The organism is Gemmata obscuriglobus (assembly GCF_008065095.1).
In the GTDB taxonomy this organism is placed as follows: Bacteria; Planctomycetota; Planctomycetia; order Gemmatales; family Gemmataceae; genus Gemmata; species Gemmata obscuriglobus.
In genome coordinates this window covers 712797-736271 of record NZ_CP042911.1, presented here as the reverse complement: position 1 = coordinate 736271, position 23475 = coordinate 712797, and the positions used below count along the sequence as shown (strand labels likewise).

The following is a 23475-nucleotide window of genomic DNA, read 5'->3' as shown; positions in this document are numbered from 1 at the left end:
GCCGGAGGCAGCCGGCCCCGCTGTGGGGTACGAAGTCGCGCGGCGGCGGCCGCGAACTCACGGGCGACGCTAGAAATCAGGCGGCGGGCAAACGCCGACGGGATGAGAGTTCTCTTAGCTCCGGCGCGGCGGGCCGGTCAACCGAGTTTCGCGATTGGGCGGGCGGCCGCGCCGAGAGTTCCGACAGGCCCGGCGCGCGTTCCCGTAGGGGTGTGAATTCGGGTGGGGTGAAAGCGGCGAACGGCCGGTTGTGACACCGCGGTGTCACAACCGGCCGTTCGCGCGGGGGAAGAACTCACTCGGGGCGGGGCTTCTCGGCGTACCCTTTGCCGGTTTTCTCGGCGACGAGCTTGTCGTACTCTTTCTGGGCCTTCGCCGCGTCGGCGAACGCCTTGCGGGTCTCGCGGCCGGGGGTGCCGACCTTGCCCCACTGGGTCACCACCTCGTTCCCGTCGGTCCACACCTCCCAGAACTTGTTGGAGGCGCCGTCCACGAACTCGAAATACCGCTTGGTCGTCGTCGCCATCGTCGATCCTCCGGAAACGGGTTCGGACAACAGGGGCGCGTTGGTTACCCGCGTAGTAACGGGCTCAGCCGGCACAGCAACAGGCGTCGCAACGGCAGCCGTAACCGTGGCGACCGTCGGCGGCGCGACCACGGTTTTCTTGCGCGTCGGGGCGGGCACATTCGGGAAGCCGTCGGGGCGCGGGCCGACGTACACCGGGAACCGCAACGCCCCGTCGTCGGTCAGTTCCTGATATTTCACGGTGATGATGCTGCCCTTGGCGGGCGGGTTGTCGCGATCCTTGTCCTTCAGACCCGTGCCGACCTTGCACTTCACGCCCGAGCTGAGTTGCACCCAGAGCGCGCCGACACGGCCCTTGTGGCGACCTTCTCCGGCTTCGTAGTCCACGACCACCACTTCCGTGTCGAGGAACTTCTTCACCTTCAGGACGCTGGACGAGCGGGCGCGCTCGTACCTCGAGCCGGGCTTGCGCACCATCAGCCCCTCGCCGCCGAGGGTGACGATCCGTTCCAGCTCCTCTTCGAGGTGGTCGTTGCCCTTACAGACCGTGTGTTCGACCAGCGACACGAACGGCGATTTCCAGGTGGGCAGCGCGGTCGCGAGAAACTTCATGCGGTCCTCGAACGGCCCGGACTCGTCGGGCGCGTCGAACACCAGGAACTTCATCGGCCGCCAGCGCTCCGGTTGCCCCTGGCTGCGGGCCACGTCGCTGGCCTCCTGGAACTTCTTCCGCGCGATCCACAACTCGCCGTCGAGCGGGTGGTTGGGGAGCCCGGCGGTGAACCAGTCCGGCGCGAAGTAGATGTTGTACCCGCGGGACAGGAACTGCTTGCCGTCCCAGTACGCCCGCACGCCGTCGAGCTTCTCGCTGATCCACCAGCCGGTGAGGTCCTGCTCCCAGTCCCAGGGCTCGCCTTTGAGGAGCGGCAGCTCTTTCTTGTCCTCGGCGCCGGTTGGCTTGGCCGGCAACGTCTCGCCGACGGCCGCGAGCCGGGACTCCTCGGCCTCCTCGCCGCGCAGCTTGCGGATGTGCTTACACGTGCGCTTGTTGCTGGGCGCGTTCTGGTTCAGCCACGCGGGGCACGAGCACGAGTACGCTCCGCCCACGTTCTTGATCTTGTACGGGTTCTTCCCGGAACCCTGCATCTCGTAAATTTGGCCGTCCGCGAGGTCCATCTGTGAGTCCCGTTTGGGAAATGTGGGTGTGAAACTAACCCGGCACCGGTGGCGTTGCAATCGTCGTTGCCGGAGAAGTTCTTCGACCGCAAGAAGCCCGCAGTGGCCGGATCGCTCCGTCAGCAGTTCGGTGCGCGGGCTTCACCCCCTCCTTCACGAGGGGCGGCCCACATGGACGAGATCGAAGGGTTCCAGAGCCTCGCCGAGTGGACGCACCGACTCGCTCACGGGCCGCGCGGTCGGGAACGTTCGGCTGACCTTGCCGAGCATGCAGAGATATCATCACGGATCGGGCGCGGCGGTGGTCTGGAGAATGTGGCGCCTGCGAAACGCCCCGCGAGGGACCATTTGGCCCCTCGCGGGGCTTCGGTCGTGAGTCGGACCACCCACGTCGGAACCGAGTAGCCCAGAATAACACACACGCAACTGCATAACTGATTTGCGGTTGCGGCCAGATTGCCGAATCCGCCACCGTGCCAGAACCGTGATAATACCTCTGCACGGAGTGAACGGACCGCACTCCAAAACCAGAACCGCGCTGCTCGAACTTGAAACTACTGGACTTGGGTATGAGTTCTTCAGTCCGGCTGGCGGACGAGGCGGTTCGCTAGGCCACCATTCCGGCTCCGGTCGAACCGCCTGCGCCCGCAAGTGGGGTAATGGCCCGAAGTGAAGTGCGGAGCGTAAACGCCCCCGGCACGGCGATCGCCGCGCCAGGGGCGCTTACGCTGGAGGGACTGGTGCAGCGATGTCCGCCGGTTCGGCGCTACTGCACGGTCCACACGTCTTCGGCCTTGAACAACTCCTCGATCCGCCCCGGCCCCTTCTTTTGTGTCGCGTCCTTGATGCGGTTGTCGAGTTGTTCCTCGTAGGTCGGCTTCCGGACGCTGCGGAACACCCCCAGCGGTTCCGGGAACGAGTTCGGGTTCCGCGGGTCGTGCGCGAACCGGCTCAGCAGGTACGCCAGCGTCGGCTCCTCGCTCGCCTCGTCGTGGGTGAGCAGGTCGTCGACCTGGCAGTCCTTCCCGACGGTGACCACTTCGGGCTTGAGCCCGTTGAGCCGGATGCCCTTGTTCTTGTCCTTGCCGAACAGCAGCGGCTTGCCGTGCTCGAGGTACAGCACGTTGTCGGCCTTCACCGCCTTGTTGCTGGCGTAGTCGTACACGTCGGGGTTGAAGATCACGCAGTTCTGGTAGATCTCGACGAACGCGCTGCCCTTGTGCGCCGCGGCCTTCTGGAGCGTCGCGACGAGGTGCTGCACGTCCACGTCCACGGTGCGGGCCACGAACGTGGCCTCGGCAGCCAGCGCCACCGACAGCGGCCGGACCGGCGTCTCGAACGACCCGCCCGGGCTGGTCTTGCTAGGCGTGCCCAGCCGGCTCGCCGGCGAGTACTGCCCCTTCGTGAGGCCGTAGATCTCGTTGTTGAACAGCAGCACCTTGATGTCCACGTTCCGCCGCAGCGCGTGGATCAGGTGGTTGCCGCCGATCGAGAGCCCGTCGCCGTCCCCGGTGACGACCCACACCTGAAGGTCCGGGTTGGCGAGGCGCAGCCCGGTGGCGAACGTGGGGGCACGGCCGTGAATGGTGTGGAACCCGAACGTGTTCATGTAGTACGGGAACCGGCTGGAGCAGCCGATCCCCGACACGAACGCGATCTTCTCGCGCGGCACCCCGACGGTGGTCAGCGCCTTCTTCATCTGGGCCAGGATGGAGTAGTCGCCGCACCCGGGGCACCAGCGCACCTCCTGGTCGGTCGTGAGTTCCTTCGTCGTTAACGGGAGCGCGGTAGCCATTGGTATTGTGAGTGTTTGGTGGTTGAGTGCTGCGCGTGTTTGGTGTTTTGTTTTTGGTGTTTCGCGGGCCTTTCCCGCGGCCCGGTTGCTGGTGTCTGTTCTTGGGTTCCGGTTTCGTGGCACAGACAGGAATGTCTGTGTGATTCCGTGGGCCAAGCTCGCACAGACAGGAACGTCTGTGCCACAAAATCAGACACCGCCAACCGGGCCGGCCCTCAGATCACCGGCAAGAGCCCCAGCGCCTTCTCGATGGCGGTTTCGAGTTCGGACACGAGGAACGGCTTACCCTGCACCTTGTTCAACCCCTCGGCGGGCGCGAGGTACTTCGCGCGGAGCAGCCAGGACAGTTGGCCGGTGTTCAGCTCGGGCACCAGCACCTTCTTGAACCGCTTCAGCACGGCTTCCGTGTTCTTCGGCATCGGGTTCAGGTAGCGGAAGTGGACCTGCGCCACCTTCAGCCCCTTGCGCCGGGCGCGCTCCACCGCGGTCGTGATGCTGCCGTAGGTGCCGCCCCAGCCCGCCACGAGCAGTTCGGCGTCGGTGTCGCCGGCCACCTCGAGGTCGGGGATCGTCAGCGCGATGTTCTCGATCTTCTTCGCGCGGGTGTCGGTCATGTGCTGGTGGTTGGCCGGCTCGTAGTTGATGTTGCCGGTCACGTCCTGCTTCTCGATGCCGCCGATGCGGTGCTCCAGCCCCGCGGTGCCCGGGATCGCCCACGGCCGCGCCAGGTACTCGTCCCGCTTGTACGGCAGGAACTTGCCCGCCCCGCCGGCGGGGGAGGCGTCGCCGCTCTCGTGCGCGAGGTTGGTGCCCTCGCTGTTCGGCTGCGTCGGGTGGGTGATCTCGATCGGCTTGAGGTCCGCGACCGCCGGGATCTTCCACGGCTCGGACCCGTTCGCGATGTACCCGTCGGACAGGTAGAACACCGGGCACATGAACCGGACGGCGATGCGCACCGCCTCCACCGCCATGTCGAAGCAGTCCACCGGCGATTGCGGCGCGAGCACCGCCACCGGGCTGTCGCCGTTGCGCCCGAACATCGCCTGGAGCAGGTCGGACTGTTCGGTCTTCGTCGGGAGACCGGTGCTGGGGCCGCCGCGCTGCACGTCCACGATCACGAGCGGCAGCTCGGTCATCACCGCGAGGTTGATGGCCTCGCTCTTGAGGCACACGCCCGGGCCGCTGGTGCCGGTGACGCCCAGCGCGCCGCCGTAGCTGGCCCCGATGGCGACGCCCGCGGCGGCGATCTCGTCCTCGGCCTGGAACGTCTTCACCCCGAACCGGCGCAGCTCGGTCAGCCCCTCCAGGATCGAGCTCGCCGGGGTGATCGGGTAGCCGGCGTACACGATCGGCTTCTTCGCGAGCTGCCCGGCGACGGCGAGGCCCAGGACGGCGGCCTCGTTGCCGGTGATCTTGCGGTACGTGCCCGGGGCGATCTGGGCCTTCGCCACCTTATACTGGACCGGCAGCGCCTCGACCGTCTCGCCGTAGTTGTACCCGGCCTTCAGCGCCCGGATGTTGGCCTCCAGCGTGTCCGGCTTCTTGCCGAACTTCTCCCGCAGCCACCGGACGGTGGCCTCGAGCGGGCGCTCGTACAGCCAGTACACGAGCCCGAGCGCGAAGAAGTTCTTGCACCGGTCCTTGTCGCGCGGGGTGAGCGGCAGCTCCGCGATCGCCTGCACGGTCATCTTGGCGATGGCGACCCGGACCACGCGGTACCCGGTGAGCGAGCCGTCCTCGAGCGGGTCCGTCTTGTACACGGCCTTCTTCAGGTCGCTCGTCTCGAACCCGTCGGTGTTGGCGATCAGGATGCCGCCCGGCTGCAGGTCCTTGATGTTGGTCTTGAGCGCCGCGGCGTTCATCACCACCAGCGCGTCGAGCGCGTCGCCGGGGGTGTGGATGTCGGTGCTGGAAAAGTGGACCTGGAACCCGGAGACGCCGGCCAGCGTGCCGGCGGGGGCGCGGATCTCGGCCGGGAAGTCCGGGAACGTGGCGATGTCGTTGCCCAGGAGCGCGGACGTGTCGGTGAACCGGGTGCCGGCGACCTGCATCCCGTCGCCGGAGTCGCCGGCGAACCGGATGGTCACGGACTCGAGCACCTCGGTCGAACGGGCGCTGCCGTTCGCGCCGGCCGGCGCAACTGTGGCGGAGCCGTTGTCAGAACTCATATCAGCCGCTTCCTCGGAAGAAGTGGGGAGAGGTCATGGTTTCGCAGGGGGGTGCCCGTGTGGTTGTGTTCATCTTACACGTCCGGCGGAAAACGGGGACGGAACTTCACCGGCGCCCCGGGCGCGGGCGGGGCGGGAAACCGCTGGCACCGGGGGGCCGAGTTGTGAGACGATGGTACGGCGCCCGGCCGCCGCGCCGGCGGCCCTTCATCATCGGTTGCCCCTAATGTCGCGCAGCGCCCCCATTCGCGTGCGCGTGGCCGTTTACGACGACGGCGGCACGCACGTCGGCTACCTCAGCACGGTCGGCCACCCCGACCACGGCGACGCCCCGGGCGTCCCGCGCTTCGACATGGCCGTCTCGGACCTGGGCGGACAGCACGTCGCGCTGGTCGAGCAGTACCGGCAGCACTGGCTCGTCTACTGCGGCCGGCGGTACGACACGGCCGACGCGGGCGGGGACCTGAGTGCGGACCACCTGCTGGCACTGGCCCGGCTCGCCCTCCGCACCCGCAACGACCCGGTGTCGGTGCGGATCGCGGCCCTGAAGGCGTACATCGAACGGGTGCTCCGGCGCTGGTGGAAGTCATAAGCCAAGAGGAGCCCGGTCGTTTCACGTTCCAGGTTCCACGTTCCAAGTGGAGCCAAAGACCGCACCCGGCGCCCGGAGCTTTTGCCGCGCCGGTTCCCAACCCGGAACTCGAAACGACGGGAACCACTCCCTCCCAGGTTCCTCCCGATGAAAGCGATTCAGCTCGAGCAGCCCAAAGCGTTCCGAGAGATCGACCTCCCCGAGCCGCCGGCCCCCGGCCCCGGCGACGCGGTGGTGCGGGTGTCGCGCGTCGGCGTGTGCGGCACGGACTACAGCGGCTACCTGGGCAAGATGCCGTTCTTCAGCTACCCGCGCATCCCGGGGCACGAGCTGGGCGTGGAGGTGGTCGCGGTCGGCGAAGGCGTGACCAACGTCAAGGTCGGCGACCGGGCCGCCGTCGAGCCGTACATCAACTGCCAGAAGTGCTACTCGTGCGCCCGCGGGCACTCGAACTGCTGCGAGAACCACCAGACGCTCGGCGTCCACGTCGACGGCGGGCTGCGCCCGCGGTTCACGGTGCCGGCCCGCAAGCTCCACACCTCCGCGAAGCTGACGTTCGAGCAGCTCGCGCTGGTGGAAACGCTCGGGATCGGGCTGCACGCGATCAACCGCGCGAACCCGCGGGCCGACGAGACCGTGTTCGTGATCGGGGCCGGGCCGATCGGGCTCTCCGTGATCGAGTTCGCCAAGCTGGCCGGGGCGCGCGTCGTCGTAATGGACCTGAACGAACAGCGCCTCGCGTTCGTGCGCGAGAAGATGGGCGTTACGGACACGATCCTCTCGTCGGGCAATCTCGAAGCGGACATCAAGACGTTCACCGACCTGACCGGCGGGAAGCTCGGGAACGTGGTGGTGGACGCCACCGGCAGCGCCCGGAGCATGAACGCCGCGTACAACTTCGTGGGGTTCGCCGGCCGGCTGGTGTGGGTCGGGATCACGCAGGACCAACTCGGGTTCACGCAGCCGCTGATGCACCGGCGCGAGATGACGTTCCTCGCCAGCCGCAACGCGCTCCCGCACGAGTTCATCCGTATTATTCGACTGATCGAGGGCGGGATGCTCAGCACCGACCCGTGGGTCACGCACCGCGCCCCCATCGCGGGCCTGATCGACGTGTTCCCGACGTGGCTGAAGCCCGAAACCGGCGTCGTGAAGGCGATGGTCGAAGTGAGCTGAGCCCCGGTCCCGCGCCCGGCACAAACAACCAGAGGCGATCGATGAGCACGCACGCCGAACGGCTCCCCCGCTACCTGCAACTGCGCGAAGCGAGTGTGGCCCTCAACAGCCGGCTCGTGAAGGGCCTCTCCCGGAGTGCGATGAACGAGGCCGGGCGGCGGCTGAACATGCTGGACGGCGGCACGCTGGTCCTCGACAGCGAGGACATGACGGCCGTGCTGATGGACTACTGCATCCACGACGTGCGGCGGTACGGGGTGAACGCGGTCGAGCGGCACCTGAGCACGGCGCCGCCCGCCGAGGGCTCGGACGAGTGGGTGCTGCTCCACGCGCTCCGGGCGAGTCGGTTTTCGGTGTTCGCCGTGGAGGCGGTCGAGAGCGGGGTCGGCGTCGGCGTGCGCGACCTGCTGCGCGACACGACCATGTTCGCGACGGATGTGGGCCTGGGGACGAGCGGCCGGGTGGGAATGGTCTTCGCCATGCGCGTCATGGTGGCCGACGGCATCGGCATGACGACCGGCGCCGCGCTCCTGGTCGGGAAGCTGCCCAAGAGCGCCCGCGCCGAACTCGTGGCCGACATCCGGGAGACGTTCGCGGGAATCGACTTTCAGAACCTCGCCCCGGAGGAGGCTAGCGACTTCGCCGCGGCCGTGCTCCGGACCTGTCTGGACGACGGCGCCGGTGAGCGCATCTCGTATGTCGCTCCCGAGGAGATCGCTCCGCCCGCCCGGCGCCCGCCGCGCCGGAAGCTTGCGGGAGGTGAGGCGCGGTTACGGTAACGAGGTGATGAAGTGGTCGAGCGCCGCGACGTACTCCGGCGTGTAGTGCTCGTTGTGGTTCCCGCCGGGGATGGTGACGAACTGCTTCGGCTCGTTTGCCGCCTCGAACAACTTGCGGCCGAGGGCGTACGGGACGATCCGGTCCGCGTCCCCGTGAACCTGGAGAAGCGGACCGCGGTAATCCCCAATCTTGGCGACCGAGTCCAGCCGCGCCCGCATCACCGCTCGCACCGGGAGCAGCGGCACGTGGCTCGCCGCCACGTCCGGCAGGTTGGTGAACGTCCCCTCCAGAATCAGCCCGCGGGTGCCGTCGCGGGCCGCCAGATCGACGGCCACGCCGCCGCCGAGCGAATGCCCCGCCAGAACAACGTCGGCCTCGCGGACGCCCGCGTGGGCCGCCAGCCAGCGGCGCGCGGCCCGCGCGTCGTCGAGGACGCCGTTCTCGGTTGGTCGCCCGTCGCTGCGGCCGTAGCCGCGGTAATCGAACACCAGGACGGTGGCGTTCATCCGGTCGCGGAACAGCTCGATCACGTGCCGCCGGTTGGTCACGTTCCCGCCGTTCCCGTGGGTGTACAGGACGACCGCGCGAGACGGGCCGCGGGCCGGTTCGGCCAACCAGCCGTGCAGGCGGACGCCGTCGGACGAATCGATCCAAACGTCTTCGGTCCGGAGTGCGGGGTTCCAATCGCCCTTCGGGAACGGCTTCGGCTGAAACACGATGGCGTTTTCGATGCCGGCCGCTCCCCGCATCAGCGGGGCGCACCCGACCGCGCACCCACCCACGAGGATCAGCGCGAGGACACGAGCCCGGCCCATCGCGGTTCCCCCGAGTGGACGTTTGATGCCTTAATTTAATGAGGGCTATGCCCACACCGGGGCAATCCGTCAACGGGAGCTGCGGTCCGGAACCGCTTTGACCCGCGACCTCACGGGACAGGCTCGTGTGCTCCCGTTTCTTTTTCAACACAGCCACAAAAAGATGAAGCCGGCGACCGAAGTCGCCGGCGTTGGTTGATAGGTTGTTGGAGGTGCCGGGAGGTATGTGGGGTGGGCCGGGGGAACCCTGACCCGATCGGTGTTCGACGCTTCGAGATAAAGCACCCACCGTGCCAAACGCCCGGAACCAGCCGATTGCCTTCGTTTTCGGTGTATTTGTTCTCACATCGCGGCTGCCACGGCTTGTAAGTCGTACCGGTCGGCAAACTCTTCATACCCCACTCGGGAAGCGCGGTTCCTTCGGACGGACCAGCCAGCTCCCGAACCCCGCCGCTCCGCCGATCACGGCACCGGGGAGCATTCCCATCCAGAACAGGAACACGGACCACGAGAGCGCCGACACGCCCGCCGCTTCGAGCCCCGGCGGCAGTTGGGCGGTCGGTACGCCGTTGACGTACCCGTACCACGCGCCCGCCCCGGCGAGGACGAGCATCCCGATGACAACCCCGACCGCCGCGCCGATGATTGCCCGCACCATGTCACGTTCTCCTGCGAGTACATCTCTGGAAAGAGAACCGTGTGCGCGGGGCGAACCATAACCGGGTCAGGCGTGACGGTTCCCAGAAATGAAGGGCCGCACGGGAGCGGGGACGTTATCCCATTCCCGTGCGGCACCGGCTCGTTAGACACGCGATCCGAATTTGGTGGCGAATGAGAGCTAATCAATCTTTCCGCTCGGCGCGTCGCTCGGGAGCGTGTACCGGGCCTCGATCGCGGCCCGCACCGCCGCCCGCGCGTCCCGCGGGCCGGTCTCGGCGTCCGCCTCGACCTCGGCCAGTTCGTCGGCGAGCTGGTTGTCCTTGATCTGCTCGCGGACCCACTGCGAGTAGTCGCCGTTCGCGCGGTGGAACTCCCACGTGTCGTCGTCCACCCCGTCGGCGAGCTGAACGAACATGAACAGGTTCGACGCCTTCAAATTGAGCTTCCCGTCCGGCCCGCGGAAGTAAAAGCTGCGGTCCGCGCCGAGGTTGCCTTCCGCGTACTTGCGCGAGTGCCGCTTGCGCTCGGTCCGCGGCGGCTGCGTGTGAACGATGACGGCGTTCTTGTCCCCGCGCCGCCAGAGCATGGTGTCGCCCGTCGGCAGCTTGTTGCCGCTCACCGGCGGGCACTTCGGCCGCTTCTCGCCGATGGCCTTGCAGAACTCCTCGACCGTTTTCGCCGGGTGCCCGCCGATCACCAGCAGCGTGCGGACGTGGTCCAGCGCGCGCGTCTCCATCGCGCCGGCGTGGACGGTGATGTACAGGGTGCCGCGGTCCGGCAACTGGGTCGCGAGGTTCGCCGCGTCCGGGCCGGCGGGGAGCATGTGGTGCGACTCGTCCACGACGAGCCAGTGGGGGCGGCCGGTCCGGGCCTTCTCCTCAAGGACGCGGGGCAGCAGTTGCGCGAAGAACGCGGGCCGGTCGGCGAGCGGCACCCCGAGCAGGTTCACCACGATGGACCGCTTCGGGTCCCGCAGGGCCTCGGTCACTTCCTCGGGCCGCGGCGCCTGGTTCGTGTTGCCGATGATGTGGGCGAACTCGAGGTTGGTGTAATCGCCCTCCGGGTCCACGACGAGGATCTGGTAGCCCGCGTGCGCGAGGCGCTCCATCAGCGCCGTCGTGAGGGTCGATTTGCCGCTCCCGGAGGTGCCGCACACCAGCACCCCGGCGCCCGCGGGGTCGAGCGTTTCCTCCTGGCCCCCGTCGGCATTGCCGACCGGGACGCGGTGCCGGGCGAGCGTTTTCAGGCCCGACAGGTCGTCGGCGATCAACTGCTCAATGAGTTCGGCGACGCCCGCGCCCCGCTGCCCCTTCATCACGATGTCCGCGGTGTCTTTGACGGCGGGCAGCGCGTTGCCGACCGCCGCCGAGCACTCGCACATCTTCAGGAACGCGTGATCGTTCTCGGCGTCGCCGACCCCGACCGTGTTGTGCGGCGAAAGGCCCAACTCCGCCAGCGCCGCGGCGAGGCCGGTGGCCTTGTTGATGCCGGACGGCAACACCATCACCGCGTCCTTGTTGAAAATCACCTGCAGCTCGAGCCCCAGTTCGCGGACCGTGTCGAGAACGGTGTTCTGGTGCGGTACGAACGTGGCGACGATCACGTGCCCGCTTGAGAGCGGCTGTACGCCGCGCTTGCGCAGCTCCTCGGCGAACTTCGGCGGTGGGCCTTCGGCCAGGACCCGCGTTTCCTTGGTGGCCGGGTTGTACACCACCGCCCCGTTCTCGACGACGGCGAGGTCGAAGAGGTCGAGGCGCGGGAAGATCGCGAGCAGGTCCGGCAGCTCGCGCCCGGTAACCATGATGAGCTTGCGCCCGGACTTCTTCAGCTTTTCCAGCGCTTTGAGGGTGTCGGCGTCGACGGCCCCGTCGTGCGCGATGGTGCCGTCGTAGTCGGTCGCGAGGGCGTGAAACCGCATGAGCGCTCCAAAAAGGGCAGACACGCCGGTTCAGATGCAACTGGCGCGCCGCACGGCGGAACCAGGACCCGGGCAACGCACCGGCAAAAAATCAAAGAAAAAAGCGTGTGGATTCGGACGCGTCGCCAATTATTATGCAAGCGACATCGGGCGGCCATACCGCTTTTGAGGCGAGCGGCGTGCCGCCTGTGGTTTGCGGTCGTCGAGGCGCCGACGACGGGCGATCACCGAGGCGTCAGTCCAGCGAAATCCGAACAACGGGCCCATTCGGGTGCGTGGCGCTGCGCTCGCCGGACCGCGCGCGCCGTTTCGCCCGGCCCGCATGTTCTACGCTTTCGTGCCGCCGGCGCCGCCGGTCCGGATACGGAACGTTGTCCGCGTCGGCCGGATCGATCTCTCCCTGCCGTTGGAGGAGCAGTTACATGCCCCCCGCCCGTTCTCACCGCCCGCGCTCCGGCTTCACGCTGATCGAGCTGTTGGTCGTCATCGCGATCATCGCGATCCTCATCGGGCTCTTGTTGCCCGCCGTTCAGAAGGTGCGGGCGGCGGCGGCGCGTATGAGCTGCCAGAACAACCTGAAACAACTGGCCCTTGCCGCCCAGAACTACGAGGCGGCGAACCAGGCCTTCCCAGTCGGGGCCGCGGTACTCGCGCCGACCGACGCCGCGTCCGGCTTCCCGTTCACGAACAACTCCGGCGTCGGGGTGCTCGCGTACCTGCTCCCGTACGTCGAGCAGAACAACGTCCACGCGCAGCTCCAGGTGAACTGGGACCCGTTCAACACGGCCGCGGGTAGCCTGTGGTCGTCGAACGCCGCGAACACTGCCCCGGCCCGCACCCGGATCAAGACGTTCGAGTGCCCCGCGGCGCCGAACGCCGCGCCGACGGACGGGTACATCGGGCCGCACCGGATGGTCTTCAACGGGTCGGCGATCGGGTGGCAGGCGTCCGTCTTCCCGGCGTCCGCGAACCTGGGGATCACGAACTACATCGGGGTCGGCGGGCGGTTCTCGCTCGTCGGCTCGAACATCACGACGGGCGGCCAGGCCCTCGACAGTTGGCGCGGCGTGTTCGTGCCGTCGATGGTGCTGCCGTACGGGGCGGCGGCCACCTTCTCGAACGTCCAGAAGGCCGCGCCGGTCAACAACCTGAGCATATCGGACGGGACGAGCAACACGCTGATGTTCGGCGAGACGCTGGGCGACGGGCTGGCGTCCGGCCCAAGCGGGCCGATCACCGTCAAGACCGCGTGGTCGTGGATCTCGGCCGGGTGGCGCTCGACCTTCGACGGCCTTCTGGCCCCGGGCAGCCGCGACTTCGGGGCGTTCTCGGCGGAGCACAGCGGGGTCACGAACTTCGCGTTCTGCGACGGGTCGGTTCGTGGCATCCGTGCGCCGACGGCGGCGCCGCACACGCAGTACATTAACGCGAGTTCGGCCCAAAAGGGCGAGGTCATCGATTTCAGCGACCTGGGCGGTTGAACGCGCACCGAACACGAAAGGGAACCGACGATGCGGGCGCTTGCGCTTATGCTGTTCGTGATCGGCGCCGCCGGTTGCGGGAGCAAACAGGACAACTCGAAAATCCAGTCGCCTTCCGACCAGCCCATCGGCGGCCCGAAGGCGCTGGGCTCTCAGGGCGACGAGCCGGTCAACCTGGGGGGCGGGAACAAGGGGCGCGGGGCGGCGCCGAAAGTCGAACTCAAACCGTAGCGGCTACGCGCGGACCGCGCCGCCGTTGACGCGGACCGTCTGCCCGGTGATGAACCCGGCCGAGGGTCCCGCCAGCCACACCGCCGCCGCCGCCACGTCTTCGGGAAGCCCCCACAGGCCGAGCGGCGTCTCGTCGCGCACCCGCTCCTGCCACACCGGGGACGCCGTTTCGCCCCACGAAGTCCGCACCCACCCCGGGGCGAGACAGTTGACCCGCACCTCGGGCGCGAGGCTCAGGGCGAGGCTCCGCGTGAAGCACGTCACCGCGCCCTTCACGGCGGCGAACAGTTGCCCGCTGTCGCCCTCCATCCCGGTTTCGGACTGGTCCCAGCCCACCGTCAGCACGCACCCGCGGCCCCGCGCCTTCATCCGCGCGCCGAGGTCGCGGGCGAGCCGCACCGTGGCCCTCAGGTCGATCGCGAGCAGCGCGTCGAACTTCTCGTCGAACGACCACTTCGCGGCCGCGCCGGTGAGCGTGTCCGCGCCCGCGTTGCACACGAGCACGTCGATTGGGCCGAACGTGTCCCACGCCGCGCTCGCGAGCCGGTCGACCTGAGCCGGATCGCTCAGGTCGGCCGAAAGGTGCCGACCCGCGCCCGAACGTCGGCCGTGGGTGATCACCTCGGCCCCGTGGTCGGCGAACGCGGTTGCGATCGCTTGGCCGATCCCGGACGTGGACCCCGTAACCAGTGCGCGCAAGCCGGCCAGCGTTTGCGGCGCCGGCGGAGGCGCGACCGGTCGGATGTCATCCGCCGGAACGGCTGCGGCGAGCTCACTCGCAGTCTTCTTGAGTACCGGGTGGCGCACGTCGGGGGCGATCGCGGCGAGCGGCACCAGCACGAACGCGCGCTGGTGCGTCCGCGGGTGCGGAAGGATCAGATCGGGCGTGTCGATGACCGCATCACCGTGCAGCACGAGATCGAGGTCCAGGGTGCGCGGGGCATTCGGTTCGCTGCGGACGCGCCCGAACTGCCGTTCGATGTAAAGGAGGAGCTTGAGCAGGTCGTGGGGCGTGCGGTCGGTTTCGACCGCGGCGACGGCGTTGAAAAACTCACCGGCCCCGGGCGGGCAATCGACCGGGGCGGTTTCATAGAACGCCGAAACCGCGGTGACCCGCAGCCCGGGTTCGGCCCGGAGCCGCTTCACCGCGGTTGAGAGTGTGGCCCAGCGGTCGCCAAGGTTGGACCCGAGCGCGACGTATGCGAGCGGCATTAGAACCCCGGTAGTTTCAAGACGGCAAGTCGAAAGTCATCAAGTCCAGGACACGACTGGGTTGACTTGCGACTCGCAAACGTCCGGACTTGAAACTACGACGCTCGGTCGTGGCGCTCGTTGAGGGGCAAAAGTCCCTGACGAGCGCCGCAGCCGAGCGGGAGCGGTTACTTCTTCTTCTTGGCTTTGTCGTCCCCGCCTTCGGCCTCTTCCTTCTTCGCCTTCTTCTTGAGGGCGATCTTCTGGACGCGGGTCTTGGGCAGCCCGTAGGGGCTGGACTCCGCGCCGAACTTGCCGTTTTCCAGCATCTTGGTGATGCGCTCGGCGCGGGTCAGCACGCACCGCTGCCGGGACATGCCGGCTTTCCGCTTCAGGCTCTTGTCGATGGACATGGTCGTGTTTCGTGTTATCGTGTTTCGTGGTTCGCCGGGCGGCAGCATTGCGCGAGCCGAGCGTGAAAAGTGATGATACGCCCCCAACCGATATTCGTCCACGCGCCCCGCGCAACCGCGAAGTCCGAACCCACCAGAACTTCAGTAAGGAGCCGATCGACGGCTACTCGCACCGCACCTTCTGGGCTACGGTGCCAACAGTCGTAACCGCCCGGCTCGGATCGTTACGACTTCCCGAGCAGCAGGTCAACGACCCAGCAGCCGCGGCAGTGCCGCCGCTCGGCCCGGCAGTGAGCGAGGGCTTCGGCGTCATCGCACCCGGCGTCCTCTAACGCGTCCGCCGCGATGGAAGGTCAATTTAGCCATGGCGACCTCGTGCTCTGCGCCACGAGGCCGCGCGCGTGCGACCCGCCGGTTGAGACAGGTGCGCCAACCGGAGGATCACGCGCTCGCTCACCCTACTTCCCGATGGCGTAGAGCGCCTTGTCGGTGCGGATGAAGATCCGCCCGCGCGCGATCGCCGGGGTGCCCAGCGTCTCGCCCGGGAGGTCGTTGGTCGCCAGCACCTCGAACCCGTCCGCCTTGGCGTCGAGTACCGCGCACGAGCCGGTTTCGTTCAGGAAGTACACCTTCCCGTCGGCCGCAACCGGGGACGCCGAGAACGCCCCCTTCAGCCGCTCCTTGTACAGCGTCTTGCCGGTCTTCGTTTCGGCGCACGACACCAGCCCCTGGCCGGTCACCGCGTACACCCGCCCCAGGTACACCAGCGGCGACGGCATCCCGGACTGAACGTCCTTCGCGGTCCAGGATGGCTTCTCCGCCACGCCCTGCGCGCCGAGCTTGAACGCGCTCACCCCGCCGGTCGGCAGGTACAGCGTGTCGCCGTCGAGGGTGCCGGTCGGGATGGACCCCTTCGACGCCTTCGACGACCAGCGCTTGTCGCCGCTCGCCGCGTCGTACGCGGTCAGGCCGCTCGGGCCGTCGAACAGCACCTCGGTGGTGGACCCGACGGCGCGCGTGATGGGCGTCGTCCAGTTGCTGTCCCGCGGGCGCTCGGCCTTCCAGACGTTCTTGCCGTACTTCGTGTCGACCGCCGCGAGGAACGATTCGCCCGCGTTGTCCATCGGCACGATCAGCTTGTCCCCCACCAGGATCGGCGAGGCCGCCATGCCGATCTGGTTCGTGATCGTCGGGTAGTCGCCGACCAGCGAGCGGTACCAGCGCAGGGTGCCGTCCGCGTCGAACGCGGCCAGGTCGCCGGTGGCGAACAGCGCGTACACGCCGTCCGCGTCGGCCACCGGGGTGTTGGCGGCCATGCACGACTTCGGGTGCGCCGCCGTCCCGCCGGTCGCTTGCAACTGGCGGTGCCAGAGCTGCTTGCCGGTGCCCGCGTCGAAGCACAGGACGTGGAGCCGGTCGTCCCGGACCCCGGAGCTACAGGTGACGTACACCCGCCCCGCGACCACCACGGGCGACGACACCCCGCGGGCCGGGAGCTTCGCCTGCCACGCGACGCCCTTGTCCTTGCCCCACTCCGCCGGGAGCCCCTTCTCGGTCGAAACGCCGGTCGCGTTCGGCCCCTTGAACTGGGGCCAGTCGGCCGCCGCCAGCGCGGGCGCGAGGGCGGACGCGAGCGCAAAAGTCAGAAGGTACCGGGTCACTTCTTCTCCTCCTTCTTTTCGCCGCCTTCGGGGACGAAGCCGAGCTTGATCGTCCGCTCTCGGCCGTCGGTGGTCACCTTCTGCTCCAGCGGGAGCGGGCCGCCGGTCGGGTCGCACACGCGCACCTGGAACGCCCAGGTTTGCGCCCACTGCTCCGTCTGGTTGTTCTGGCACACCTTCAGGGTGAGCACGTTCTCGCCCTTCCGCAGCGTGCCCTTGCCGACGTGCGAGTCGAACGGGGCGCCGTGGTGGTACTCCTCGTGCGCGCACAGGAGCTTCCCGTTCAGGAAGATCTGGGTCGCGGTGGCGCACGTCGCCCGGATCTCGCACGGGGTCTCGGCGCCGGCCACGACGACGGCCTGCGCGTAGGCGACCGCGTCCTTGTGCTTCCCGAGCAGCGTGTTCAGGTCGAACGTGCCGTACTTGTCCCGCGTGTCGGCGGGCTGCCACTTGACCTCCGCGCCGCCCTTGCCGGGGAACTTACCGCTCGCGTCCCGGGCGCCCTCCGGCGGGTACGCGACCGCGAACCCTTTTCCGCCGGTGCTGTCGAACGGGCCGACCAGCGCCACGTGCGTTACGAATCCGAAGTGCTCGGTGACGCTCACCTTGCCGCCCGCGTCCGCGATCTTCTTGGCCAGCAGGTCCACCTGATCCTTGTCGCGCGCGTGGGCGAACAACTTTTCCAGATCGGCCTTGAGGGACGGCTTCGCGGCCTTTTCCAGAATGGCGAGTTCGTGGGCGACCGCGTCGCGCCGGAGGTCGGGCGACTTGTCGTTGAGGAAGCCGGGCAGCAGCCGGGCCTTCACGGCCTCGTCTTGCGCCGCGAGCAGTTCGTAGGCCGCGCGCCGGGCGGTCGCGGCGTTCTTGGTGTCCGTGACGAACGCTTCGAGCTTGTCCGCGGGGAGCTTGCGGCCGGCGGCGTGCTCGCCTTCCGCGATGGCGTCCACGGCGGTGCGGAGCCAGTTGGTGACCGCGACGTTGTCGTCGTCGAAGGCGCCGAGGGCGAGGAAGAGCGCCGGGCCGCCCTGGCTCACGAGGGTCTTCCACGCCGGGCCGGCGTCCTCATTCCCCTTGCCTTCCTTGGCGACAGCCTTGAGCGCTTTGAGCGCCCGCGCCGTGTCCTCGTCGGCGCGGGCCGCCGCCGGGGCGAGCCCCAGCGCGACGGCCGCGGTGCAGATCCAGAGTCGCATGAATTCGTCTCCCGAACGGGAACGCAGAACGAGACTACTGTCGCGGGTCCGAAAGGCCGGGTCAAGGCGCTGGGTACGGCGATGCCCTCGGCCCCTCGGCGGCAGACCGCGTGCCTCCGTATGGTGCCGTTCCCACGGTGGCCCCGCGCTCTTGCGGCCCGGATGGGGGCATCAGTTAGATGTGGGTGCTGTGGCGTTTCCCCCGCCGACCGTTCAGCCGCGTCTCGCTCACGTGACGATGCGTTCCCGATAGACGTGCCCGGCGACCGTGTCGCATCCCCGCGGGCGGCCGAAAATGGGCCGCCGTTTGGCCACTTTACCTACACCGTCCGACCGGTCTTGCGGACGTCTGAACTTGTAACATTTTCAGCCGTTACACGTGGCGCAACTTCGGCTCCTGCGCTAAAGTGTCTGCGTGGTTTCACTCAAGCCCGCAGCGCCCGCCTGAGCGAATGCCCATAGAATCGTCCGGAAATCGCAAAAATACTTCTTTGACGCCCAGTCGGTGCGCGTTATCTTAATCGCTTAACCCGCATCAGTCGCTCTCGCGGCGGGCCCCTCTCCCAGCCCTCACCGCCCGCCCCGTGCCTCCGGCGAGGCACGGCGTTTGCGCCGGTACGCCCGGCCCCTCTTTCCTGTCACCCTTTTCTAAGGGGAAACGCCGATGGTTTCGGAATCCGAACTGCAAGTGGTCGTTCCGGTGGGCTTCCTGCTCGCCGAGGCTCGCGACATCAGCGTTCGCGTGGACCGGCCCGGGGAGGAGCCGCTGCCGATCCGACTGCGACTGATCCCGGCCCAGGTCCGCGTGTCGGCGCCGTCCGCCCCGGCGCCCCACCTGCCCGCCCGCCCGCGCCGCGCCGATCTCGATTCCGACTACCTCGAACTGGGCACCGGGGACTGAGCCGGTTGTTGCGCCCCGCTCACGGCCCCGCGGCCCCTCACTCGTGCGGCGAGTGGGGCGCCGCGGGGTCATCTTGTTGCCGCGTTCGGCCCGGTCGTACAATGCCCGGTATCACTCGCGGGCGGGACGCCCGCGGTTCCTTCCCGCGGGCGCGATGCAGTCACCACAACCGAGAGCCGATCGCCCGCGCCGCGTCGCCGTGCTCGGGTCCACCGGGAGCATCGGGACCAGCACCCTCGACGTGGTCCGGCACCTGCCCGAGCGGCTCGAACTCGCCGGCCTGGCGGCCCACTCGAAGTGGGAGCAGCTCGCGGAGCAGTGCCGCGAGTTCCGCCCCCGGTTCGCCGTCCTCTGTGACCGCGAGGCGTTCCAGCGGGCCGACCGAAAATCTTTCCCCGCGGGAACCGAACTCCTCTGTGGCGAGGACGGCGTTCACCGGATCGCGACGGACCCCGACACCGACGTGGTGGTCTCCGCCGTCGTCGGGGCTGCCGGGCTGGCCGGCACCTGGGCAGCGCTCGAGAGCGGCAAGACAGTCGCGCTCGCGAACAAGGAAACCCTCGTCGTCGCCGGGCCGCTCGTGACCGAACTGGCGGCGCGCCGGGGCGCGAAGCTCCTGCCCGTGGACAGCGAGCACTCCGCCATCTTCCAGGCGCTCACCGGCCACGCCGCGGCGGACGTGGACCGCGTCGTCCTGACCGCCAGCGGCGGGCCGTTCCGCGGCAAGCGCGCCTGCGACCTGGAGACCGTCACCCGCGAGCAGGCGCTGCGGCACCCGACCTGGCAGATGGGGCCGAAGATCACCATCGACTCCGCGACCCTGATGAACAAGGCGCTGGAGGTGATCGAGGCCCGCTGGCTGTTCGGGCTGACCGCCGAGCAGATCGACGTGATCGTCCACCCGGAGTCGATCGTCCACTCGTTCGTCGAGTTCCGGGACGGCTCGGTGCTCGCCCAGCTCTCGCCCCCGGACATGCGGCTGCCGATTCAGCTTGCGCTCCTTCACCCCGACCGCGTGCCCGGCCCCACCAAGCGGCTCGACTGGAAGGCGCTCGCGGCGCTGCGCTTCGAGCAGCCCGACCGCGACACGTTCGAGGCCCTGGAGCTGGGCTTCGAGGTGGTGCGGCGCGGCGGGACGTGCGGCGCGGTGCTCAACGCGGCCAACGAGGCGGCCGTGGGCCGCTTCCTGAACGGCGAGCTGGCGTTTCTCGACATCGCCCGGTGCTGCCGGGCGGTTCTCTCTTCGCACGACTACGAAACCCGACCCACGCTGGAGAGGCTCTTGGCCCTCGACCGGTGGGCGCGGCAGGAGGTGGCCCGTTGGACCCGACCCCGAACGCCGGTAGCCCCGACAGCATGAACCCGCCGCCGCCGACCGACCCGAACGCCGCGGCCGGCGCGCCCGACCACGGCCAGGAGGTGTCCGCGCTCAGGGGGTGGGTGCGCGAGAACGCGTTCTCGCTCGTCACCAGCGCCGTCGTGATCGCGCTCGTGTGCCGGTACCTCGACCCGTTCGACACCCTCAAGGTGGTGCTCGGGCTCGGGTTCATCATCTTCATCCACGAGCTGGGCCACTTCCTCGCGGCCAAGTGGTGCGACGTCCACGTCAACATGTTCAGCATCGGGTTCGGCCCGGCAGTGCCGTTCTGCCAGTACAAGTGGGGCGAGACCACGTACAAGATCGGCATCATCCCGCTGGGCGGGTTCGTGCAGATGGTGGGCGAGGGGGACGGGGCCGACAGCGAGGAGGCCGACGACGACCCGCGCAGCTTCCGCAAGAAGACGGTGGGGCAGCGGATGCTCATCATCTCCGCGGGGGTGGTGATGAACATCATCCTCGGGATGGCCTGCTTCGTGGCGGCGTACCTGCACGGGGTGCAGGAGAAGCCCGCGGCCGTGGGCACCGTCGAGAGCGGCAGTGCCGCGTGGCGCGCGGGCATGCGCACCGGCGACCAGATCACCCAGATCGACGACCGCACCAGCCCGTTCTTCGACGACATCCGCCCGATCGTGATGGGCACGCAGAAGGACGAGAAGGTGCCGATCACCTGGACCCGTGGGGGCGGAACCGAGACCGTTTCGACCACCGTCTCGCCGCTGCGCGACGAGGGCCAGCGGTTCCCGCAACTGGGGGTGTCGCCGCCCTCGCAGTTGAAACTGATGACGATCCCGAAGCGGTCCGGCTTCAGTCCCACGGTGCCCGGCACCCCGGCGGCGGCGGCCGAACCCAAGTTCATGGCCGGCGACCGGATCGTCAAGATGACCGAGCCGCCCAAGAAGGACCAGCCGGGTACGCAGGAGCTGCCCGTTACGGATGTTGCGTCCTTCGCCGAGTACCAGCGCCGGATGGTGCTGCTCGCCGGCAGGGACATCACGTTCCACGTCGTTCGCGCCGACGGCGACCAGCAGCCGGTCGCGATCACGGTCAAGCCCACCTACCGGCACGACCTCGGGCTGCGGATGCGCATGAACGAGATCGTCGCGCTGCGGGCCGGCGGGAACGCGGAGAAGGCCGGGGTGATCGCGCACAACGAGGGCACGAACCCCACCCGCGGCGACCGGATCAAGGCCGTCCTGCTGCCCCCGGACGCGAGCGGCGCGCGGGTCTGGTTCGTGAACGGGCCGATCGATTTCGGCAAGCCCGAGTTCGCGGTCGAGGACCCGAAGAAGGTGGTTCAGAAGCCGCTCGACCCGCTGCTGCTCCCGCACCAACTCAACCAGTGGGCCAACGGCCTTTCGGGGCCGGTCGCGGTGGAACTCGTGGTGCTGCGCGAGGACGTGGCCAGCCACACCGACGTGTCCAAGCGGCTGAAGGTCGAGTTCGACCCGTCGTACCGGTTCGACCGCGAGAGCTGCACGCTGCCGAACAGCCCGATCCCGATCAGCGGTTTGGGGCTGGCGTACTGGGTGGACGCCGGGATCGACGAGGTCGCCCCGGGCGGCCCGGCGGCCGCGGCGGGGGTCCAGCGCGACGACGTGATCGTCGCGGTACGGTTTAAGTCCCGAGACGCGGCCGGAAACCTGAAGGCGGGCGAGTGGAAGGAGGACCTGAAGTCGTACCAGTGGGCGTCCGCCGAGTCGGCGTACCAGGCCGGCCCGCCGGAACTCGACATCCGGGTGAAGCGCGGCGAGGAGGTGAAGGAGTTCACGCTCACGGGCGCCGAGCACAAGGAGTTCCCGACCGACGACCGCGGGCTGATCTTCCAGACCGAGAACCAGGAGCAGGTGGCCGCGGACGTGGGCGACGCGATCCGGCTGGGGGCGCAGCGCACGACCCGGTTCATCAAGGTCGTGTACATGAACCTGTACGCGATGGCGTTCGGGCGGGTGAGCGTCAAGACGATGAGCGGCCCGCTCACGATCGCGACCGTGTCGTACCGGTTCGCGGGTGAGGACTTCTGGCAGTTCCTGCTGTTCCTGGGGATGATCTCGGTGAACCTGGCGGTGGTGAACTTCCTGCCGATCCCGGTGCTGGACGGCGGGCACATGGTGTTCCTGCTGCTGGAGAAGATCTTGGGCCGCCCGGTGCCGGAGCGACTGTTCGCGGTGGCGATGTACACCGGCCTGTTCCTGATCCTGTCGCTGATGGTGTTCGTGATCGCGATGGACGTGCGCCGGCTGTTCTTCGGCTGGTTCTGATCGGCCGGCCCGGGGTTTTCACCCCGGACTATTTCCCGCGGCCCCGTTGGGGCCGAAACCAACCAGGGCACCCGGGTCACCCCCGGGTGCCCTTGCGGTTGAAGAACTCCGCGATGAGCCGCTTCGACTCCTCGGACCCGGCGAGCTGCATGAACGCCTCGGTTTCGAGCTGAATGGCTTGTCGCAGTGGCAACCGCTCCCCTTCGTACAGAACGCGCACGGCTTCCGTCGCCGCCCCCGGTTCCGGCTCCCGAAGCGGCTTGAAACGTTGCCGCTCCCACGGAGGGCTCAGCGGGTAGAACTTGCGCGCCCGGCGGTCCTTGCGGTCCACACGCAGCACGTAGTACGCCGCTTGCGTAACCAGCGTGGCGGGCTCAACGGCCACATCGACCAGTTCGTGAGCCACGGCTCCGTGGTAATCGAGGCTCTGGCCGGTCGTGAGCATCGTGCTTGCTTGGTGCATTCCGCTCACACCAAGGACGCGCGGGAGCCGCTGGGTTCCGCCCCACCCCGGGATCAGTCCGAGCTTCACCTCCGGCAGCCCCAACTGCACTTTCGGGTTGGTTCCGCAGATGCGGCAGTCGCACGCGAGTGCCACCTCCAACCCGCCGCCGAGCGCGGCGCCGTCGATCGCGGCGCAGGTGGGAAACGGCAGCGCTTCAAGTTGTTCGAGAACGCGCAACCCCTGCTCGATGAACGCTCGCACCTCGGGGTCGTTCGGGACGGGCGCGTTCGCCAGGAGCTTCAGGTCCGCGCCCGCGATGAAGATGCCCGGTTTCGCGCTCGCGAGCACCAGCCCGGTCACGTCGGCGCGCGTTGAGAGGGATGTGAGCGCGTCGCCGAACTCAGTCCACAGTTCGCGTGTGAGAACGTTGGCCTTGCTTCCCGATTGGTCGAACGTGAGCACCGCGACGCCGTCCGGGCGCGTGGTCAGGGTAACGGCTGACATGCGGCACCGTGAGTTGGTGGTGACCCTTCCCGCCAGCATACCGGCTTCGCATACCGATCCGAAGCAGCATTTTTGACAGGATCAACGGGATCTCAGTCGTTTCAAGTTAGCGACAGCCGTGACGAGATCACTCACAGGACCCGAACACGCCCACCTTACACCCGCCTGCTGACGCAGGCGGTTCGACAAGCCACGGTCGAACCGCCTGCGTCA

Annotated in this window: 20 protein-coding genes; 9 read left to right on the top strand and 11 right to left on the bottom strand. The window is 68.3% G+C overall.

Annotation, left to right across the window (positions count from 1 at the left end; genetic code table 11):
- Window positions 1-295 precede the first annotated feature (295 nt).
- The 3 genes from GobsT_RS03155 to GobsT_RS03145 all read right to left on the bottom strand — a co-directional run bounded on the left by GobsT_RS03155 (window position 296) and on the right by GobsT_RS03145 (window position 5665).
- Window positions 296-1702 carry a DNA ligase gene (locus GobsT_RS03155; RefSeq protein ID WP_010042224.1) on the bottom strand — a complete coding sequence of 469 codons (1407 nt, stop codon included), beginning with the start codon at window positions 1700-1702 and terminating at the stop codon, window positions 296-298.
- Between the two features lie 766 nt (window positions 1703-2468).
- Window positions 2469-3497 carry a 2-oxoacid:ferredoxin oxidoreductase subunit beta gene (locus GobsT_RS03150; RefSeq protein ID WP_010042227.1) on the bottom strand — a complete coding sequence of 343 codons (1029 nt, stop codon included), beginning with the start codon at window positions 3495-3497 and terminating at the stop codon, window positions 2469-2471.
- Between the two features lie 215 nt (window positions 3498-3712).
- Window positions 3713-5665, bottom strand: a complete 1953-nt coding sequence (locus GobsT_RS03145) for a 2-oxoacid:acceptor oxidoreductase subunit alpha (RefSeq protein ID WP_010042229.1) — start codon at window positions 5663-5665, stop codon at window positions 3713-3715.
- Window positions 5666-5891: 226 nt separating this feature from the next.
- On the opposite strand from GobsT_RS03145, the gene GobsT_RS03140 reads away from it, so the two are divergent.
- The 3 genes from GobsT_RS03140 to GobsT_RS03130 all read left to right on the top strand — a co-directional run bounded on the left by GobsT_RS03140 (window position 5892) and on the right by GobsT_RS03130 (window position 8212).
- Complete coding sequence (locus tag GobsT_RS03140; protein WP_010042230.1) at window positions 5892-6257, top strand: hypothetical protein; 366 nt, start codon at window positions 5892-5894, stop codon at window positions 6255-6257.
- Window positions 6258-6404: 147 nt separating this feature from the next.
- Window positions 6405-7433: a zinc-binding alcohol dehydrogenase family protein gene (locus GobsT_RS03135; protein WP_010042232.1), complete on the top strand. Its 1029-nt coding sequence runs from the start codon at window positions 6405-6407 to the stop codon at window positions 7431-7433.
- A gap of 41 nt (window positions 7434-7474) precedes the next feature.
- Complete coding sequence (locus tag GobsT_RS03130; protein ID WP_010042234.1) at window positions 7475-8212, top strand: DUF7986 domain-containing protein; 738 nt, start codon at window positions 7475-7477, stop codon at window positions 8210-8212.
- On the opposite strand, the gene GobsT_RS03125 is transcribed toward GobsT_RS03130, so the two are convergent.
- From GobsT_RS03125 to GobsT_RS03115, 3 genes are all read right to left on the bottom strand, one after another.
- The gene (locus GobsT_RS03125) at window positions 8204-9028 is read right to left on the bottom strand and encodes an alpha/beta hydrolase (RefSeq protein ID WP_010042236.1); all 825 of its coding nucleotides are present in this window, start codon (window positions 9026-9028) and stop codon (window positions 8204-8206) included. The genes GobsT_RS03130 and GobsT_RS03125 overlap by 9 nt on opposite strands.
- A gap of 391 nt (window positions 9029-9419) precedes the next feature.
- Window positions 9420-9686 (bottom strand): hypothetical protein, encoded by a 267-nt coding sequence (locus tag GobsT_RS03120; RefSeq protein ID WP_010042238.1) that lies wholly within the window; start codon window positions 9684-9686, stop codon window positions 9420-9422.
- Window positions 9687-9866: 180 nt separating this feature from the next.
- A complete protein-coding gene (locus tag GobsT_RS03115; protein ID WP_010042241.1) occupies window positions 9867-11606 on the bottom strand; it encodes an HAD family hydrolase in 1740 nt (579 codons plus the stop codon).
- A 422-nt stretch (window positions 11607-12028) separates the two neighbouring features.
- Here GobsT_RS03115 and GobsT_RS03110 point away from each other — a divergent pair, with 422 nt between their 5' ends.
- Entirely contained in the window at window positions 12029-13087 is a 1059-nt protein-coding gene (locus GobsT_RS03110; RefSeq protein WP_010042244.1) for a DUF1559 family PulG-like putative transporter, read from the top strand.
- A 30-nt stretch (window positions 13088-13117) separates the two neighbouring features.
- Window positions 13118-13318 carry a hypothetical protein gene (locus tag GobsT_RS03105; RefSeq protein ID WP_148087592.1) on the top strand — a complete coding sequence of 67 codons (201 nt, stop codon included), beginning with the start codon at window positions 13118-13120 and terminating at the stop codon, window positions 13316-13318.
- 3 nt (window positions 13319-13321) lie between these two features.
- Here the strand turns inward: GobsT_RS03105 and folK are convergent, their stop codons facing one another.
- On the bottom strand, window positions 13322-14530 hold the full coding sequence (folK, locus tag GobsT_RS03100; protein ID WP_010042248.1) for a 2-amino-4-hydroxy-6-hydroxymethyldihydropteridine diphosphokinase: 1209 nt from the start codon (window positions 14528-14530) through the stop codon (window positions 13322-13324).
- A gap of 167 nt (window positions 14531-14697) precedes the next feature.
- Window positions 14698-14922, bottom strand: coding sequence for a small basic protein (locus tag GobsT_RS03095; RefSeq protein WP_010042250.1), 225 nt, complete (start codon window positions 14920-14922; stop codon window positions 14698-14700).
- Window positions 14923-14984: 62 nt separating this feature from the next.
- Here GobsT_RS03095 and GobsT_RS03090 point away from each other — a divergent pair, with 62 nt between their 5' ends.
- Window positions 14985-15254: a hypothetical protein gene (locus GobsT_RS03090; protein WP_148087591.1), complete on the top strand. Its 270-nt coding sequence runs from the start codon at window positions 14985-14987 to the stop codon at window positions 15252-15254.
- Between the two features lie 126 nt (window positions 15255-15380).
- On the opposite strand, the gene GobsT_RS03085 is transcribed toward GobsT_RS03090, so the two are convergent.
- Together GobsT_RS03085 and GobsT_RS37430 are read right to left on the bottom strand one after the other, a co-directional pair.
- Window positions 15381-16583: an outer membrane protein assembly factor BamB family protein gene (locus GobsT_RS03085; protein ID WP_010042252.1), complete on the bottom strand. Its 1203-nt coding sequence runs from the start codon at window positions 16581-16583 to the stop codon at window positions 15381-15383.
- Window positions 16580-17773 carry a hypothetical protein gene (locus tag GobsT_RS37430; protein ID WP_010042253.1) on the bottom strand — a complete coding sequence of 398 codons (1194 nt, stop codon included), beginning with the start codon at window positions 17771-17773 and terminating at the stop codon, window positions 16580-16582. Before GobsT_RS37430 ends, GobsT_RS03085 begins: the two co-directional genes overlap by 4 nt.
- A 664-nt stretch (window positions 17774-18437) precedes the next feature.
- Here GobsT_RS37430 and GobsT_RS03080 point away from each other — a divergent pair.
- From GobsT_RS03080 to rseP, 3 genes are all read left to right on the top strand, one after another.
- A complete protein-coding gene (locus tag GobsT_RS03080; protein WP_010042255.1) occupies window positions 18438-18674 on the top strand; it encodes a hypothetical protein in 237 nt (78 codons plus the stop codon).
- Between the two features lie 154 nt (window positions 18675-18828).
- Complete coding sequence (locus tag GobsT_RS03075; protein ID WP_050790291.1) at window positions 18829-20034, top strand: 1-deoxy-D-xylulose-5-phosphate reductoisomerase; 1206 nt, start codon at window positions 18829-18831, stop codon at window positions 20032-20034.
- Window positions 19995-22313 carry an RIP metalloprotease RseP gene (rseP, locus tag GobsT_RS03070; protein WP_010042261.1) on the top strand — a complete coding sequence of 773 codons (2319 nt, stop codon included), beginning with the start codon at window positions 19995-19997 and terminating at the stop codon, window positions 22311-22313. The genes GobsT_RS03075 and rseP overlap by 40 nt, the downstream gene beginning before the upstream one ends.
- A gap of 76 nt (window positions 22314-22389) precedes the next feature.
- Here rseP and GobsT_RS03065 read toward each other — a convergent pair whose 3' ends face one another.
- Window positions 22390-23262: an enoyl-CoA hydratase-related protein gene (locus GobsT_RS03065; protein WP_029600994.1), complete on the bottom strand. Its 873-nt coding sequence runs from the start codon at window positions 23260-23262 to the stop codon at window positions 22390-22392.
- Window positions 23263-23475 lie beyond the last annotated feature (213 nt).

What these genes read in the sequence shown, in the direction of transcription:
- GobsT_RS03155 (WP_010042224.1), bottom strand. Translation starts at nt 1,702, where the DNA reads ATGGACCTCGCGGACGGCCAAATTTACGAGATGCAGGGTTCCGGGAAG.
- GobsT_RS03150 (WP_010042227.1), bottom strand. Translation starts at nt 3,497, where the DNA reads ATGGCTACCGCGCTCCCGTTAACGACGAAGGAACTCACGACCGACCAG.
- GobsT_RS03145 (WP_010042229.1), bottom strand. Translation starts at nt 5,665, where the DNA reads ATGAGTTCTGACAACGGCTCCGCCACAGTTGCGCCGGCCGGCGCGAAC.
- GobsT_RS03140 (WP_010042230.1), top strand. Translation starts at nt 5,892, where the DNA reads ATGTCGCGCAGCGCCCCCATTCGCGTGCGCGTGGCCGTTTACGACGAC.
- GobsT_RS03135 (WP_010042232.1), top strand. Translation starts at nt 6,405, where the DNA reads ATGAAAGCGATTCAGCTCGAGCAGCCCAAAGCGTTCCGAGAGATCGAC.
- GobsT_RS03130 (WP_010042234.1), top strand. Translation starts at nt 7,475, where the DNA reads ATGAGCACGCACGCCGAACGGCTCCCCCGCTACCTGCAACTGCGCGAA.
- GobsT_RS03125 (WP_010042236.1), bottom strand. Translation starts at nt 9,028, where the DNA reads ATGGGCCGGGCTCGTGTCCTCGCGCTGATCCTCGTGGGTGGGTGCGCG.
- GobsT_RS03120 (WP_010042238.1), bottom strand. Translation starts at nt 9,686, where the DNA reads ATGGTGCGGGCAATCATCGGCGCGGCGGTCGGGGTTGTCATCGGGATG.
- GobsT_RS03115 (WP_010042241.1), bottom strand. Translation starts at nt 11,606, where the DNA reads ATGCGGTTTCACGCCCTCGCGACCGACTACGACGGCACCATCGCGCAC.
- GobsT_RS03110 (WP_010042244.1), top strand. Translation starts at nt 12,029, where the DNA reads ATGCCCCCCGCCCGTTCTCACCGCCCGCGCTCCGGCTTCACGCTGATC.
- GobsT_RS03105 (WP_148087592.1), top strand. Translation starts at nt 13,118, where the DNA reads ATGCGGGCGCTTGCGCTTATGCTGTTCGTGATCGGCGCCGCCGGTTGC.
- folK (WP_010042248.1), bottom strand. Translation starts at nt 14,530, where the DNA reads ATGCCGCTCGCATACGTCGCGCTCGGGTCCAACCTTGGCGACCGCTGG.
- GobsT_RS03095 (WP_010042250.1), bottom strand. Translation starts at nt 14,922, where the DNA reads ATGTCCATCGACAAGAGCCTGAAGCGGAAAGCCGGCATGTCCCGGCAG.
- GobsT_RS37430 (WP_010042253.1), bottom strand. Translation starts at nt 17,773, where the DNA reads ATGCGACTCTGGATCTGCACCGCGGCCGTCGCGCTGGGGCTCGCCCCG.
- GobsT_RS03080 (WP_010042255.1), top strand. Translation starts at nt 18,438, where the DNA reads ATGGTTTCGGAATCCGAACTGCAAGTGGTCGTTCCGGTGGGCTTCCTG.
- GobsT_RS03075 (WP_050790291.1), top strand. Translation starts at nt 18,829, where the DNA reads ATGCAGTCACCACAACCGAGAGCCGATCGCCCGCGCCGCGTCGCCGTG.
- GobsT_RS03065 (WP_029600994.1), bottom strand. Translation starts at nt 23,262, where the DNA reads ATGTCAGCCGTTACCCTGACCACGCGCCCGGACGGCGTCGCGGTGCTC.